Raw genomic sequence first — 14,975 nt, forward strand, 5'->3', positions numbered from 1 at the left:
ATCAGGCCTCCGTCTTCGCGGCCGCAACGGCAGCCTTGATGTCGTCACCGGTCGCCTTGGCGCCGATCAGCTGATCGACCACCGCGGAGGCGGTTTCCTCGGCGATCTGGCCGACCTGGGCGAAAGCCTGCGCCTTGATTTCGCCGATGCGGGCTTCAGCGGCGGAAAGCTTCTGGGCCAGTTCGGCCTCGATCGCGGCACGGTCTGCGGCGGCCTTGGTCTTGGCGGCGTCGCTGGCGGTCGCGGCGATCGTGTGTGCCTTGGAACGGGCGGCAGCCAGTTCCTTCTCATAGGTCTCGACGGCAGCATCCGCTTCCGCCTTCAGGCGGGCGGCCTCGTCGAGGTCCTGTGCGATCCGGTCGTGACGGTTTTCGAGAATGCCGCCAACACGCGGAACGATGACCTTCTTCATCAGGAGATAGAAGAGGCCGAAGGTGATGACGAGCCAGAGGATCTGCGACGGGAAATGGGTCGCGTCGAAGGGCGGGAAGGTTCCGCCACCGTGCTCGCCGCCATGGGCGACGCCGGTTTCGGTATGCACTTCGCCAGCCGGCGCGGCATGCGTATCGCCCGCGGGGGCTGCGCCCGGCGCTGCAGGCGTTTCAGGAGCGGCCGGCGCGGTCTGCGCATATGCCGAGGTCACGAACATCATCACCTCCAAGTGTATTCCAAATACGAAGGATCACGGCGCGCTGTTTCAAGCGGCCGCGATCCCGATCCCTGGCCAGGTCTTAGACTGCGTAGAGCAGCAGGAGAGCGATGAGCAGCGAGAAGATGCCCAGAGCTTCCGTAACGGCGAAGCCGAACACCAGACGGCCGAACTGGCTGTCAGCGGCGGACGGGTTGCGCAGAGCGCCCGAGAGGTAGTTGCCGAAGATGTTGCCAAGGCCAAGAGCCGTGCCGGCCATGCCAAAGCAAGCCAGGCCTGCACCGATGAACTTTGCTGCTTCCGCTTCCATGAGAAACTCCTTCGAAATGGTTGTTGCGGCTGTAGACTGACGCCTAGGACGCCAATGTCGTTATCCTTAGTGCCCGCCGGGATGGATCGCGTCGTTGAGGTACATGCAGGTCAGCACCGCAAAGACGTAAGCCTGGAGGAAGGCGACGAGGAATTCGAGACCGGTCAGGGCGACGGTCATGATGAGAGGAAGAACTGCACCGCCGACGCCCAGCGCGCCGAGGCTTCCGAGCGAGGCCACGAAGCCCGCGAACACCTTGAGCGTGATGTGGCCGGCCAGCATGTTCGCGAAGAGACGAACGGAGAGCGAGATCGGGCGGGACAGGAACGAGATGACCTCGATGGCGACGACCAGCGGGATCAGCAGGCCGGGAATGCCGCTCGGCACGAAGAGCTGCAGGAAATGCAGGCCGTGCTTGTAAAAGCCATAACCGATGACCGTGCCGATGACGAGCAGCGCCAGCGCGAAGGTGACGATGATCTGGCTGGTGACGGTGAAGAAATAGGGGAACATGCCGAGCAGGTTCGCGGTCAGCACGAACATGAACAGCGAGAAAACCAGCGGGAAGAACTTCATGCCGTGGCTGCCCGCGCCTTCGCGCAGCATGCCGGCGATGAATTCATAGGACATTTCGGCGACCGACTGCGAGCGTCCCGGGATCAGGCCGCGCTGCGAAGTCGCGAAATAAAGGAAGCCGGCGGCGCAGGCGACCGTGGCGACCATGAAAAGGGAAGCATTGGTGAAGGAGAAGTCGATGCCGCCGATCTCGATCGGAACGATCTTGCTGATCTGGAACTGATGGATCGGATCGTTTGCCACCGTCTACCCTCTTCGCATTCGCCGCCAAGCGGCCCCATTCATTGCCGAAGCTGCCCGCGGGCGCTTCATTTTCCATTCCTGTCGCTTCGCTTTTGCATGGACGGCGGCGGAGCCACCATGCCCACGGCACGAAGCACATTCAAAACGCCCGCACAGAACCCGAGGAGAAGAAGAACGATCATCCCCCACGGCGCAGTGCCGGCAAAACGGTCGAGCATATAGCCCAGCAGGGCGCCGACAGCGACTGCGGAGATGAACTCGGAGGAGAGCTTGAAGCCGAGAGCCATGCCCTTCCGGCTCTCTTCAGATTGCGCGCCCCTCTTCGACTCTGCCGCGTCTTCCGCTCTCCTGTCCGCCAAATCCGCAGACAGGCGCTTCCGGCGCTCTTCCAGACCATCGTCGCGGTCATCCGTCATGTGCGTCCTCCCCTGCTCCGGCTTCCGGTCCAGCCGGCCGATGATGCCGGCCGGCCGCCCCAAAAGTGCAGCCAGCGAGGGATTTCGCGCCTTCCGGCCCGTTTTCAAGTCGCGCGCAACATAGTTTTGAGCGCCCATATAGTCAAGGCGTCGGAGGCTCTTCGTTCCAGGTAAATTAACCGAGGGATTTCAGCCGGTTATGAGGAACGCAACCGGAGTGGGGTAAAACTGTCGCGGGAATCGTCCCCTATTTTTAAAGGGGTCCGCCGGGCCTCAGCTCCAGCCGCCGCCATAGGTGCGGTAGAAGATGTGCAAACCGATGCGTCCGACCTTCTTCATGGTGCGGGCCCAGGCCGGGCGCACATAGGCGGCATGATAATGGGTGGCGGAGCCCACTTCCGGCAGCCAGATCTTGCCGGCCGTCACCGCCATCGCCACCTCGCGGGCCATTTTCCAGTGGTATTCTGAGCGGATGCGGTCCTTGATGTTGTCGCAGGCGAAGGAGAACTGGCAGCGGTTGCGCCAGTCCTCGTTCTGATAGACGACGTCGCAGATCGTCTTCGGATAGGCCGGATTGCGGACGCGGTTCAGGATCACCTGCGCGACGGCCGCCTGGCCGCGGGCGGATTCGCCGCGCGCCTCGAAATAGATGCCGGAGGCGAGGCACTGTTGCTCGCGGGCGGAAAAGGCGGAAGGCGGCAGCGGCGTTGCCGCCCAGGCATGATCCTCCGGCCCGATCGGCGGAATGAAGCGGCCGGTCGCCTTCGGCTTTTCGGTCAGGATCGCGTCGAAGGGCGATTCCTTGGCAAAATCGGGCGAAGACGGCGCGTAGGCCGTCGCCAGCACATCGGCATCGTGATTGTTGATGAGGCTTGCGACCATCGGCAGGACGTCGTCGGCCGGCTTCGGCTCTTCCTTCTTGCGGAAATAGAAGGATGCGAGCTCGATCTGCTTTTGCGCCTTGCCCGGCTTGGCGAAGGCCGTCAGTTCCTCGCGGCTTTCGACCGGCAGCGTGAGCGCGCTGGAGCGCTGCAGCACGGAGCCTGCGGAAAATGCCTTGGGCGGCAGCATGGGTTCGACGGCGACGATTCGGCCCTTCTTGCCGGCGCGGTTGACCCGCTCTTCGTCAGTCCTCGGATCGGAAGACTTCTTCTCGTCGACGAGGGCGATCTTGCGGCCGTCCGGGAGAGTGATGCCCGCCGTGCCGGAAACAGCCTCCCTCAGGCCGGGAAACGCCAGCGAGGCCTGGTGGATCGAGCCGGCCGGAGAATCGGTCAGGACCATGCGCCACTGCTCGGCCTTGTCGAAACCGGTCAGGAGATCGGCAAGGTCCCCCTGCGCGGGAGCGGAGGGAAAGATCAGCCAGCAGGCAAGGCCGAAGACGGCCGGGGAAGTCCAGCCGTCCCGACGGGACGGGGACTTGCGACGCAAAACACGCTTCGAACGCAAAACCGAAACTCCACAAGGCAACGACGACCCGACGAAGATCAATCATTAACCTTGATGAGCGGTTAACGCCGGAGGCCGGAACGCTAGGAGCACCGGCCGAATTAGCACATTCACATAAATGTCAGGACGGCGTGTACTCAGATGATGACATGCGAGCCGAGCTCCACCACGCGATTGGCCGGCAGGTGGAAATAGTCCGACGGGTCGGTCGCCGTGTTGGCCATGGCGATGAACAGCCTGTCCTGCCACATGGGCATGCCCGATTCGGCATCCGGCACCAGCTTGCGGCGGCCGAGATAGAACGAGGTGGACATGATGTCGAACTTGAAACCCGTCTTCCTGAGATGGGCGAGCGCCTGAGAGACGTTGTGCGACTGCATGAAGCCGAAACGCAGCTCGATCAGCGTGAAGCGGTCGGAGGCCTTCTCGATCTTGAAGCGTTCCTCCAGGGCGACGCGCGGCTTGTTGACCGTCACGATGGTCAGGATGACGTTCTTCTCGTGCAGGACATGGTTGTGCTTGATGTTGTGCAGCAGGGCCGCCGGCGCGGTTTCCGGATCGCTCGTGAGGAAGATCGCGACGCCCGGCACCGAGACCGGCGCATGATCGCTCTTCTTCTCCACCATGGGGACGAAGGTCGCGAGCGGCACGTCGATGCGGCGGGTCTTCTCGAAGAGGATCGCCGTGCCGCGCTTCCAGGTCCACATGACGATGGTGAAGACGATCGCCATCATGACCGGCACCCAGCCGCCGTCGTGGATCTTCAAGAGGTTCGCGCCGAGGAAGACCAGTTCCAGCGCAAGCAGCGGCGCAAGGACGCCGACCGCGAAGGTCTGCGGCCATTTCCATTTCACCCGCACGAATTCGAAGGCCATCAGCGTGGTGACCACCATGGCGCCGGTCACCGATATGCCATAGGCCGTGGCAAGCGCGTCGGAGCTTTCGAAGCCCAGGACGAGCGCGATCACGCCGACCAGAAGCAGGGTGTTGACCGACGGCAGGAAGATCTGCCCGGTATTGGTCTCGGACGTGAAGAGGATCTGCATGCGCGGCAGATAACCGAGATGGATCGCCTGCCGCACCAGAGAGAAGGCCCCCGTGATGACCGCCTGGCTGGCGATGATGGTCGCCGCCGTCGCAAGGATCACCACCGGCAGCAGCGCCCATTGCGGGAACATCAGGTAGAAAGGATCGGACATGGCTTCCGGATGCTTCAGCACCAGAGCCCCCTGCCCCAGATAATTCAGCGTCAGGGCCGGAAAGACCAGCAGGAACCAGGCCCACTGGATCGGGCGGCGGCCGAAATGGCCGAGGTCGGCATAGAGCGCTTCCGCCCCCGTGACCGTCAGGAAGACGGCGCCAAGCACGACGATGCCCACGAAATTCTCGTTCATCATGAACGTAATCGCGTACCAGGGATTGAAGGCCGCCAGAATGCTGTAGTCATCGGAAATGTGGAGAATGCCGCCGGCTCCCATGACGATGAACCAGACGGCGGTGATCGGCCCGAAGAAGCGGGACACGAGGCCCGTTCCCTTGGACTGGATGGCGAACAGGCCGATCAGGATGCCGACGGAAATGGGCAGGACGGCGCTCTGCAGGTTGGGCGTCACGAGCTTCAGGCCCTCGACGGCCGACAGGACCGACAGCGCAGGCGTGATCATCGCATCGCCCAGGAACAGCGCCGCGCCGATCAGGCCAAGCAGCATCAGGAACGCCCGGTGGCCGTTCGCCGTCTTGGTCAGCATGGCGAGGAGGGAAAGCGTGCCGCCTTCGCCGTCGTTATCGGCGCGCAGCAGGAAGAGCACGTATTTGAACGTGACGATGATGGTCAGCGTCCAGATCATCAGCGAAATGAGGCCGATGATCTCGACTTCGGTGACGCCGTCGTGGGCGACCGGCTTCAATGCCTCGCGGAAGGCATAAAGCGGGCTTGTGCCGATATCGCCGTAAACGACACCGATGGAGCCAAGCGCAAGTGCAAAGAGGCCCTGGCCCTTCGCTTCTTCGGTGACGTGTGTTTCAGCAGGGTAACCCATGGCATGTCTGGCGTCAGAGCCAGCCTTTCCAACGGAAAACAAAAAACGGGATGATGGCGGACAGGATCATCGCGAAGATCGCGAGCGGATATCCGTAGTGCCAGTCGAGTTCCGGCATGAAACGGAAGTTCATGCCGTACAGGGAAGCGACCAGCGTCGGGGGCAGGAAGACCACCGAGGCGATCGAGAAGATCTTGATGATGGCGTTCTGCTCGACATTGATGAGGCCGAGCGAGGCGTCGAGCAGGAAGGCGATATTGCCGGCGATGAAAGCCGCATGTTCCGACAGCGTCTCGACATCGTGGGCGACCGCGCGGCAGAGGCTGTTGTCGCTCTTGTGATCCCTGACCAGTTGCACGTTCATCAGGAACGTCAGAAGCCGGGACAGCGAACCGAGGCAGTCACGCACCTTGCTGAGCAACCGGTGCTGTTCGGCGATGTCGGACAGCTTGCCTTCGAGAAACCGCGGGGCGCGGCGCCTGCCGCGGTCGCGAAAGATATCCGAAGACAGCGTATCGATGCGGTTGGCGGTGTTTTCCAGAATCTCGGCGGTCCGATCGGCGATGGTCTCCAGAAGCCTTGCGAGCATCGCCACGCCGTCGCGCATCCGGTCCGGCACGCGGCAGAGGGCCGCGATGAAGAGCTGGAAGCTTTTCGGCTCGGCATACCGGACGGTGATCAGCCTGTCGCCCGACAGGATGAAAGCCACGTCGGTGAGCTCAGGATCATTGCCATCCGCACGCCAGACCAGCGAGGCGGTCATGAAGACTGCGTCCTTCTCGATATAAAGACGGCTCGACGGCTCGATGTCTTTCAGGTCGTCGCGCGTCGGAATCTGCACGCCGACGAGGCTTTCCACATAGGCGTCTTCCCGGGGCGTCGGACCGACAAGGTCGATCCATACGACGCCGTCGGGGAGCTGCCGCAGCGCCTCTTCCGGCAGAAGCGTCCTCATCGAGCCATCGGCGCTATAGGCATTGATCAATCTTTGTCTCCGGCCGAAATCCGTCGGCCTTGAACGAGAAACAGACTTGCCGGTTCCTCCCGGAGCCAGCCGGCCTCCGGCGGGAGGCGCCTATAAAGACAGCCATAGTCAAAATCAAGAGGAGTATAGATGTCGCTGTTGGCGCTGCACCATGACTCGGAGACCGCCGATATTCAAGAGGCTCGCAGCCGGGCGGAGATTCTCGATAGACATCAATGCCTTGGCCGGACAGCCCCGCCTGCCGCACTGCCAACCAAAGTCGAAGGCCCCGATACACGCCGCCGCGTTTCGTTTATTCGAATTTTATTCGAAAACGATGGCCGGCGCCTGCCGCGGGGTGCGGCCGCCGAGCTCGGACCAGACCTTCGCGGCGATCTCCCGGTAGATCTTCGCCGTCGGCCCCTGCGGATCGGAGGCGACCACCGGCGTTCCCGCATCGGAGCGCTCGCGGATGTCGATCGTCAGGGGCACCTCGCCGAGGAAGGGCACGCCGATCCGGTCGGCCTCGCTGCGGGCGCCGCCATGGCCGAAGATGTCGTAACGCTTGCCGGTATCCGGAGCCAGGAAATAGCTCATGTTCTCGATGATGCCGAGCAGCGGCACTTCCACCTTGCGGAACATGGCGATCCCCTTGCGGGCATCGATCAGCGCAAGGTCCTGCGGGGTCGAGACGATCACCGCGCCGGCCAGCGGCACCTGCTGGGCCATGGTCAGCTGCGCGTCGCCCGTGCCGGGCGGCATGTCGACGACGAGCACGTCGAGATCACCCCAGGCGACCTCGCGCAGCATCTGCAGCAGGGCCGACTGGACCATCGGGCCACGCCAGATCATCGCGGTCTCCTCGTCCACGAGGAAACCCATGGACATGGCCTTCAGGCCGTAATTCTCCATCGGCTTGATGATGCGGTTCTCGATCTGCTGCGGCCGGCCGGATATCTTCAACAGCCTCGGAACGGATGGGCCATAGATATCGGCGTCGAGGATACCGACCCGCAGGCCGTTCGCCTGGAGGCCGAGGGCAAGGTTGACCGCCGTCGTCGACTTGCCGACGCCGCCCTTGCCCGAGGCTACCGCTATGATCGCGCCGACACCCGGCACGCCCGCCTTTTGCCGCTGAGGCGGCTGGCCATGCGCATGGGCGTGTCCGTGGGCGTGCGAATGGTCCGACGGAGCCGCGGGCTGCGGGCGCGGCTGCGCGGCGCCCGCCTTGCGGTCCGCCGTCAGCGTCACCAGCGCGCCCTTGACGCCGGGCATCGCCTTCACGCTGCGTTCCGCCGCAGTGCGCAGCGGCTCCAGTTCCTGCGCCCGCTCGGCCGGCACGGTGATCGAGAAATAGACCTTGCTGTCGGAGATGAAGACATCCGAGACCATGCCGCGCGACACGATGTCGCCCTCCAGATCCGGCCCGCGCACCTTCGCCAGCACCGCCAGAACTGCTTCCTTCGTCACGTCGGACATGGTTTCGAACTCCCGATTCCTTCAAACGCGTCGCGCTCCACTGCGCCTGAAGCGCGATGCGGACGCACGGCGCTCCAACGGCGCGTAGCCGCTTTTGGCGATATATAGGAGTTCGACATTGCCGGGAGCAAGAAAGATTAACCGCCGTCCGATCGGCAGCCATATGGCGCGCGGATCGGACGGCGGCTTTTCTTGTTACGCCTCTTGGGGCGTTTTACAGTCCCCTCTGGACCTGACACTACAGAAGCACGAAACATGCCAGACGGGAAGATGCTTCCTTTTATTGAGTTTTTTCAACCAGCTCTCGTCCGAAATACTGCTGCAGCGCAGCAACCCGCCGGACAAGGCCACTTTTTTCGCCGATAAAGCCTTGGACAGTGATGAAATAGTGTGCAGTGCAGCACGGATTATTTGATGAGGCCGATACGCAGGGCCTTCGCGACGGCCTGGGTCCGGTTGACGGTATCGAGCTTTTTTGCCGCGCGATTGAGGTAGTGGTTCACCGTGTGCTCCGACAGGCCGAGGATATCGGCGATCTCGGCACTGGTCTTTCCGGCCGCCGTCCAGTTCAGGCAATCGACCTCGCGATCCGTCAGCATGTCTGCGACCTTCACGTCGAGATTGCGGATCTCGGCAAGCCGATCGTAGACGTGGATCGAAAGATACATCAGCTCCATCATCTGCTGGCCGGTGAAGGGCGGCCCCTCGCCGGCGAACGAGACCGCGCCCCGCGCGCCCGACATGTCGTGCACCGGAAAATAGGCGCCGCGGACGAAGCCGAAACGTCCGAAAAGGCTGCGCACCATCAGCCCGCGCTGATCGGGCTCGACCGCCTCCATATCGAAAGTGAACGGCAAGGTCGACGCCCGGAGCCGGCGGATCACCGGGCTCGTCTGCATCAACCCCTCGCGGTCGAAATGCGACATGAGTTCGGCCGACCAATTCGTGATCACGGTATTGCTGGACAGTTCCAGCGAGGTGGCCGGAGGGAGGTTGAGGACCATGAAGGAGCGACAACCGTAGTGCTCCGTCGCCCGCTTCATGAACCGGATCACATCGAACTGGGTCTTCAGACCTGCGATCTCCTCGACGTTTCCGTCGAAGACCGGCATTCTTCCGGCTTTCTCGGTATTGGACATCACTTGTTTCTTTGCTTGCCCACCATCATCGGGGCTACGCGTGGCATTTCCCATGCGGTCACCCCGAAATATTCACAACGACTGCCGCGACCGGCCAAAACAATCCCGGAAGGAGTCCGGACTTTACAAATTCATTCCCGCTGTACGAGCCCTGTCGGTCGGGACCACTATCCTGGATTTAAAGAAGCGCCAAATTTCTTGCCGATTGTCAATTCCCGGCGGTGATGATGACATTCGCTCGCTTTTTTTACAAATCCTCGCATGCGTCCGAGCCGTCGTCAGCAGATATTTGTTGGGGATCACATCAGCCATGAGGAGAGTTTGCGGAGACTCGCGTTCGGATGATACAGGGTTAACGCGCCTGATCGCAATTGGAGATTTTCCATGACGACCACTTACAATTTTGAGGGCTCCGTCCTTTCCTCTTCCCTTTGCGAACTCGGGGAAGGCCCGACGTTCGAATCGGGGACCGGCGAATCGGGGGGCGGAACCCTGTGGTGGTTCAACATCCTCGGCAAGGCGCTGCATGAATTCCATCTCGCGACCGGCCGCGAGGCCGTCCATGCGTTGCCGGTCATGGGCAGCGTGCTTGCCTCCATCGACGCGGACCGCCAGTTGCTGGCAAGCGACAGGGGCCTCTTCATCCGGGACCGGGCAAGCGGTGAGCTTGCGCCTTACCGCGAGCTGGAGCCGGAAAAGCCCGGCAACCGCTCGAACGACGGCCGGGTGCATCCCTCCGGCAGCCTGTGGATCGGCACGATGGGCAGGAGTGCCGAAGACGGCGCCGGGGCGATCTATCATGTGGCGCGGGGCGTGGTCACCAGACTCTTCAGCCAGATCAGCATCCCCAATTCGATCTGCTTCTCGCCGGACGGCGCGATCGGCTATTATGTCGACACGCGCGTCAACCGATTGATGCGCGTCCCGCTCGACCCCGCGACAGGCCTGCCGACCGGTGACGCCGCGGTGCTCGTCGACGAAAACGGCAAGTCCGGCGGGATCGACGGCTCCATTTGCGCAAGCGACGGAACGATCTGGAACGCACGCTGGGGCCAGGGCGCGGTCGACCACTACACCGCCGACGGAACCCATCTTTCCCGCCATCTCCTGCCGGCGCGCCGGACCACCTGCCCGGTTTTCATCGGCGACGGACGGCTTGCAGTGACGTCCGCCTGGGAGGGGCTGGATGCGGCCGGACGCGCGGCCGATCCCCTGGCGGGAGCGCTCTTCGAGATCGCGGTTCCCATCCATTGCGATCCGGAACCGGCCTACCGGCTGTAACGGGGAATAGCTCCAGCCCCGACAAGGTGCAAAAGAAGCCCCGAACTGCCAAGATCGCGAAAAGTTCCCGAAAAATCGCTTAAAATTTCGGCAATCCAATCCGGAACCATTCGCCCCTTCATGACATTTTCCTCGTGAACCGACGCGGCAAGGAAACTCCGGAACGGAAGGAACCGCGCGTTCAGACAGACCCCTTAGCAGAGGAAGGTAGGATCGTTATGAAGAAGACACTCAGCACGATGGCGGCCGCAATTCTCCTGGCCTCCACAGCCATTGCGCCGGTATCCGCCCAGACCCAGCCGACCCCGCCGGCATCTCCGGCTCCGGCCACGCCGGCCCCGGCTACGCCTGCCGCTCCGTCCGACCCGGCAGCCAAGCCCGCCGACAGCGCCGCCGCTTCCGGCGGTTACCTGACGGAACAGGCCGAAACCCAGATCAGCGCCAACGACTATATCGGCAAACCGGTCTACAACGCCGAGGACAAGAGCATCGGTGACGTCAACGACCTCATCCTGGAAGAAAACGGTGGCATCGTCGCCGCCGTGATCGGCGTCGGCGGTTTCCTTGGCATCGGCGAAAAGGATGTCGCCCTTCCGATGGACAAGATCACGATGACCCGTGATGCCGAGAACAACAACGAGGTCCGCCTGACCACGACGGAGACGGCCGAAGCCCTCCAGACCGCTCCGGAATTCAAGACCCTGGCGGACAAGCAGGCTGAAACCGATCGGACGACCACGTCGTCGACCAGTACCCAGATGCCTGCAAGCGGCGGCGCCACGACCCCGTCGACGGCTCCGAGCAAATAGGCGCCCGGAACGGGTGACGCGTCGTCAGCCATGGGAAAAGGGGCGGCACGGGCGCGTGCCGCTTCTCCTTTTTCAGAGTGCGGTTACAAGAGCGAACAGATGCGCAATGCGTCGTAGATCGCCGCATGGATGTTGCGGCTTGCGACCGCATCGCCGATGCGGACGAGGTCGAAACCGGCCTGCGGCCATCGTGCCGGCAGGGGCGGCCTGCGGGCGATCAGCGCCTTGTAGTCCACCGCGCCGAGATTTCTCGAAACAGGCTTCAGGGCCAGATAGAGATCCGCATTGGCGGCCGTGCCATGCTCGACGACCACCTGGGCCACCCGCCGCTCCTGTTCCGCTCCGGCGGAAAAATCCGATCCCAGAACCGCCACCAGCCCATTGCCGTCGCGGCGGACCGATTTCAGGCGGGTGTTGATGGTGACCCGCACCCCTCTTTCGGCGAAGACCCTCGCATAGGGCACATGGTTCATGCCGCCCATTTCCGGGGCGAGGAAACGCTCCGGCGACACCAGTTCCAGCTCCGCGCCCATCTCCGCGATCACTTCCGCCGCGCTCATGCCCGGATGCCCGCCATTGTCGTCGAACAGCAGGACGGGACCGGCCGGCTTCACCGCGCCCGCCAGGATATCCCAGCTTGAAGTCAGCAATTCACCGCCGCTTTCCAGGTCCAGGCCCTGCGCGATGCCGCCCGTCGCAACCACGACGAGATCCGGCTCAAGGGCCAGCACGTCTTCGGGCTCGGCATAAACGCCGTAGCGGATCTCGACGCCCAGCCGCTCCAGTTCGGCGAGCCGCCAGTCGACAATGCCGATCATCTCCTTGCGGCGCGGATTGCGCACCAGGAGGTTCACCTGACCGCCGGCCTCGCCAGCCGCTTCCAGAACCACGACTTCGTGGCCCCGTTCGGCAAGGACGCGCGCGGCTTCCAGGCCGGCAGGTCCGGCGCCGACGACGACGGCCTTGCGCGAGGCTTCCGCCTTTTCGATCGCGTGCGGCATGTCCGCTTCGCGGCCGGTCGCGGCGTTGTGGATGCAGAGCGCCTCGCCGCCCTCGTAGATACGGTCGAGACAATAGGTGGCGCCGACGCAGGGCCGGATGCGCGCCTCTTCGCCCCGCGCCACCTTTTTGGCGATGTGCGGGTCGGCGAGATGCGCGCGCGTCATGCCGACCATGTCCAGCTTGCCGGTCGCCACCGCATGGCGGGCGGTCGCCACATCCGCGATGCGGGCGGCATGGAAGACCGGAAACTTCGTCGCCTTCCGCACCTCTCCGGCGAAATCCAGATGCGGCGCGGATCGCATGCCCTGGATCGGGATCACCTCGTTCAACGCCGCGTCGTGATCGATATGCCCCCTGATCACGTTCAGGAAGTCGATCCTGCCCGAACCCGCCAGACGGCGGGCGATCTCGATACCCTCCTCCCGGCTCAGTCCTTTCTCCCAGTCCTCGTCGGCGACCAGCCGGATGCCGACGATGAAATCCGGGCCAACGGCCCCGCGGATCGCTTCGGTCACCATCGTCGTGAAACGCATGCGGTTTTCGAGCGAGCCGCCGAATTCGTCCTCGCGGCGGTTGGTTGCCGGCGACCAGAACTGGTCCATCAGGTGGCCGTAGGCCTCCAGTTCGATACCGTCGAGACCGGCCGCCTGCATGCGCGCGGCCGCGTCGGCATAGTCCGCGACGATGCGCTCGATGTCCCAGTCCTCGATCTCCTTCGGAAACGCGCGATGAGCGGGCTCCCGGATCGGCGACGGCGCCAGCACCGGCAGCCAATCGCCCTTGTTCCAGCCGGTACGGCGGCCGAGATGGGTAAGCTGTATCATCACCGCCGTGCCGTGTTCATGACAGTCGTCGGCAAGGCGCTTCAGCCAGGGCACGATCTCGTCGCGATAGGCGTGCAGATTGCCGAAGGCGGGCGGGCTGTCGGCGGAGACCACGGCCGAGCCGGCCGTCATGGTGAGCGCGATGCCGCCCTTCGCCTTTTCGAGGTGATAGAGCCTGTAGCGATCCTTCGGCATGCCGTCTTCGGAATAGGCCGGTTCATGCGCGGTCGACATGATGCGGTTTCGCAGCGTCAGATGCCTGATCTGGAACGGCTGAAGAAGGGGATCGTTCGAGAGTGACATCGGCTTCCCGGGGCTTCGAGGCGACGACCCATCATCGCGCGGCGAAGACCGCATGGGGAGAACCAGACGCGGCGCGCTCTGTCCGCAGAGCGGCGTTTCGAGGGAGATTTCAGCTCCGCTCGATCGTGACGAAGTCGCGATAATGTTCCTGGAGGTAGCGCAGCGTGACGGCGCTGTCGGCGGGCCTGCCGTAATAATAGCCCTGGCCCATGCCGCAGCCGAGCTCCCTGAGCTTGTCGGCATCCGCCTTCGTCTCGATGCCTTCGGCCACCACCTGCAGGTCGAGCCCCTGGCACATGGCGATGATCGCCTTGACGATGTGCTCGGAGGCGCGGTCGGTGGTGATGCGCGAAACGAAGGCGCGGTCGATCTTCACCTTGTCGAAGGTGAAGTCGCGAAGGCGGCCCAGGCTGGACTGGCCCGTGCCGAAATCGTCGAGCGAGATGCGCACGCCCTGCTGCCTGAGATCGGTGATGATGCGCTGCGCCGTATCGGCGGAGGTCATGACCGCGGTCTCGGTGATCTCCAGCTCAAGCCGATGGGGATCGAGGCCCACACGCGACAGCGTGGAGAGAATGGTCTCGGCCGTACCGGGGTCCATCAACTGCGCAGACGAGAGATTGAAGGAAAGGAAAAGCTCGCGCGGCCAGGACAGCGCCGTCTCCGCAGCCTTGCGCAGCAACGTTTCAGAAAGCGCGTCAATAAAGCCGCGCTCCTCGGCAAGCGGCACGAAGACCGCAGGCGACACGAAGCCCAGATCGGCATCGATCCAGCGCGCGAGCGCTTCGAACCCGACGACCCCGGCATCCCTGATGCGCACGATCGGCTGGAAATGCACATCGACGGCATCCGCGATGACGGCATTGCGCAGCGCCTGTTCGAGCTGCGTCGCTCGCTTCATCTCCTGGGCGATCTCCCGGGAATAGACGGTGATCTGGCCGCGGCCGCGGCGCTTGGAACGGTAAAGCGCGGTCTCGGCGCTCTTCAGCAGTTCCTCGAAATCCTCCCCCGCGAAGGGATAGATCGCGAAGCCGAAGGATGCGGAGAGGCGCACGTTGCGGTCGCCGAGGTCGTAGGGGGCGGAAAGCACATCCTTGATCATCTGGCCGATGCGTTCGGCACCGTTGCGCTCGAAGACAAGCGGCAGGATGAAGGCGAATTCGTCGCCATCGTGGCGGGTAACGGTCGCGCCGTCCGGAATGCAGGCCTTCAGCCGGTGGGCGACCTGGCAGAGGATTTCGTCGCCCGCCTCGGCGCCGAAGAGATCGTTGATCGGCTTGAAGCCGTCGAGATTGGCGATGCAGATCGTGAAAGGCGCGGGGTCGTTAGCGCGCTCGGCTGCCAGGAGGCGAACCTTGTCACGCAGGCGGTACCGGTTTCCGAGACCCGTCAGGGGGTCGCTGTAAGCCATTGCCTGCAGTTCATTCTGGCTGACCTGCGGCAACGGATTTCCCGCCGACTTCATGAATAATCCCATTACGCTTCACAGACG

At 63.4% G+C, this 14,975-nt stretch carries 14 protein-coding genes; 3 read left to right on the plus strand and 11 right to left on the minus strand.

From position 1 onward, the window contains the following. Position 1: 1 nt before the first annotated feature. The 8 genes from ACFFP0_RS16280 to ACFFP0_RS16315 all read right to left on the minus strand — a co-directional run bounded on the left by ACFFP0_RS16280 (position 2) and on the right by ACFFP0_RS16315 (position 8,125). On the minus strand, positions 2 to 649 hold the full coding sequence (locus ACFFP0_RS16280; RefSeq protein ID WP_377262699.1) for a F0F1 ATP synthase subunit B: 648 nt from the start codon (positions 647 to 649) through the stop codon (positions 2 to 4). 82 nt (positions 650 to 731) lie between these two features. Further along, positions 732 to 959, minus strand: coding sequence for a F0F1 ATP synthase subunit C (locus tag ACFFP0_RS16285; RefSeq protein WP_037158317.1), 228 nt, complete (start codon positions 957 to 959; stop codon positions 732 to 734). Between the two features lie 66 nt (positions 960 to 1,025). Continuing rightward, complete coding sequence (locus ACFFP0_RS16290; protein WP_377262704.1) at positions 1,026 to 1,778, minus strand: F0F1 ATP synthase subunit A; 753 nt, start codon at positions 1,776 to 1,778, stop codon at positions 1,026 to 1,028. A gap of 65 nt (positions 1,779 to 1,843) precedes the next feature. Continuing rightward, complete coding sequence (locus ACFFP0_RS16295; RefSeq protein ID WP_377262707.1) at positions 1,844 to 2,194, minus strand: AtpZ/AtpI family protein; 351 nt, start codon at positions 2,192 to 2,194, stop codon at positions 1,844 to 1,846. A 273-nt stretch (positions 2,195 to 2,467) separates the two neighbouring features. Next, the gene (locus tag ACFFP0_RS16300) at positions 2,468 to 3,625 is read right to left on the minus strand and encodes a cell wall hydrolase (protein ID WP_377262710.1); all 1,158 of its coding nucleotides are present in this window, start codon (positions 3,623 to 3,625) and stop codon (positions 2,468 to 2,470) included. Between the two features lie 155 nt (positions 3,626 to 3,780). Next, on the minus strand, positions 3,781 to 5,682 hold the full coding sequence (locus ACFFP0_RS16305) for a potassium transporter Kup (RefSeq protein ID WP_377262713.1): 1,902 nt from the start codon (positions 5,680 to 5,682) through the stop codon (positions 3,781 to 3,783). Positions 5,683 to 5,695: 13 nt separating this feature from the next. Beyond that, positions 5,696 to 6,667, minus strand: coding sequence for a magnesium transporter CorA family protein (locus tag ACFFP0_RS16310; RefSeq protein WP_377262716.1), 972 nt, complete (start codon positions 6,665 to 6,667; stop codon positions 5,696 to 5,698). A gap of 303 nt (positions 6,668 to 6,970) precedes the next feature. Further along, on the minus strand, positions 6,971 to 8,125 hold the full coding sequence (locus tag ACFFP0_RS16315; protein WP_377262719.1) for an Mrp/NBP35 family ATP-binding protein: 1,155 nt from the start codon (positions 8,123 to 8,125) through the stop codon (positions 6,971 to 6,973). Positions 8,126 to 8,243: 118 nt separating this feature from the next. Between ACFFP0_RS16315 and ACFFP0_RS16320 the strand changes: the two genes are divergently transcribed. Then, the gene (locus ACFFP0_RS16320; RefSeq protein ID WP_377262722.1) at positions 8,244 to 8,540 is read left to right on the plus strand and encodes a hypothetical protein; all 297 of its coding nucleotides are present in this window, start codon (positions 8,244 to 8,246) and stop codon (positions 8,538 to 8,540) included. Here ACFFP0_RS16320 and ACFFP0_RS16325 read toward each other — a convergent pair. Continuing rightward, positions 8,533 to 9,264 (minus strand): LuxR family transcriptional regulator, encoded by a 732-nt coding sequence (locus tag ACFFP0_RS16325; protein WP_377262726.1) that lies wholly within the window; start codon positions 9,262 to 9,264, stop codon positions 8,533 to 8,535. The genes ACFFP0_RS16320 and ACFFP0_RS16325 overlap by 8 nt on opposite strands. 384 nt (positions 9,265 to 9,648) lie before the next feature. Here ACFFP0_RS16325 and ACFFP0_RS16330 point away from each other — a divergent pair, with 384 nt between their 5' ends. Both ACFFP0_RS16330 and ACFFP0_RS16335 read left to right on the plus strand, forming a co-directional pair. Next, a complete protein-coding gene (locus ACFFP0_RS16330; RefSeq protein ID WP_377262729.1) occupies positions 9,649 to 10,545 on the plus strand; it encodes an SMP-30/gluconolactonase/LRE family protein in 897 nt (298 codons plus the stop codon). A 218-nt stretch (positions 10,546 to 10,763) separates the two neighbouring features. Continuing rightward, on the plus strand, positions 10,764 to 11,354 hold the full coding sequence (locus tag ACFFP0_RS16335; RefSeq protein WP_377262732.1) for a PRC-barrel domain-containing protein: 591 nt from the start codon (positions 10,764 to 10,766) through the stop codon (positions 11,352 to 11,354). A gap of 83 nt (positions 11,355 to 11,437) precedes the next feature. On the opposite strand, the gene ACFFP0_RS16340 is transcribed toward ACFFP0_RS16335, so the two are convergent. After that, a complete protein-coding gene (locus tag ACFFP0_RS16340) occupies positions 11,438 to 13,483 on the minus strand; it encodes an oxidoreductase (protein ID WP_377262735.1) in 2,046 nt (681 codons plus the stop codon). 109 nt (positions 13,484 to 13,592) lie between these two features. Continuing rightward, positions 13,593 to 14,948: a putative bifunctional diguanylate cyclase/phosphodiesterase gene (locus tag ACFFP0_RS16345; protein ID WP_377262738.1), complete on the minus strand. Its 1,356-nt coding sequence runs from the start codon at positions 14,946 to 14,948 to the stop codon at positions 13,593 to 13,595. Between the last annotated feature and the right edge of the window lie 27 nt (positions 14,949 to 14,975).

Source organism: Neorhizobium puerariae, assembly GCF_042429745.1.
GTDB lineage: Bacteria > Pseudomonadota > Alphaproteobacteria > Rhizobiales > Rhizobiaceae > Neorhizobium > Neorhizobium puerariae.

Coding starts and splice junctions, on each gene's coding strand:
- ACFFP0_RS16280 (WP_377262699.1), bottom strand. CDS start 649: ATGTTCGTGACCTCGGCATATGCGCAGACCGCGCCGGCCGCTCCTGAA.
- ACFFP0_RS16285 (WP_037158317.1), bottom strand. CDS start 959: ATGGAAGCGGAAGCAGCAAAGTTCATCGGTGCAGGCCTGGCTTGCTTT.
- ACFFP0_RS16295 (WP_377262707.1), bottom strand. CDS start 2,194: ATGACGGATGACCGCGACGATGGTCTGGAAGAGCGCCGGAAGCGCCTG.
- ACFFP0_RS16305 (WP_377262713.1), bottom strand. CDS start 5,682: ATGGGTTACCCTGCTGAAACACACGTCACCGAAGAAGCGAAGGGCCAG.
- ACFFP0_RS16315 (WP_377262719.1), bottom strand. CDS start 8,125: ATGTCCGACGTGACGAAGGAAGCAGTTCTGGCGGTGCTGGCGAAGGTG.
- ACFFP0_RS16325 (WP_377262726.1), bottom strand. CDS start 9,264: ATGTCCAATACCGAGAAAGCCGGAAGAATGCCGGTCTTCGACGGAAAC.
- ACFFP0_RS16330 (WP_377262729.1), top strand. CDS start 9,649: ATGACGACCACTTACAATTTTGAGGGCTCCGTCCTTTCCTCTTCCCTT.
- ACFFP0_RS16335 (WP_377262732.1), top strand. CDS start 10,764: ATGAAGAAGACACTCAGCACGATGGCGGCCGCAATTCTCCTGGCCTCC.
- ACFFP0_RS16340 (WP_377262735.1), bottom strand. CDS start 13,483: ATGTCACTCTCGAACGATCCCCTTCTTCAGCCGTTCCAGATCAGGCAT.
- ACFFP0_RS16345 (WP_377262738.1), bottom strand. CDS start 14,948: ATGAAGTCGGCGGGAAATCCGTTGCCGCAGGTCAGCCAGAATGAACTG.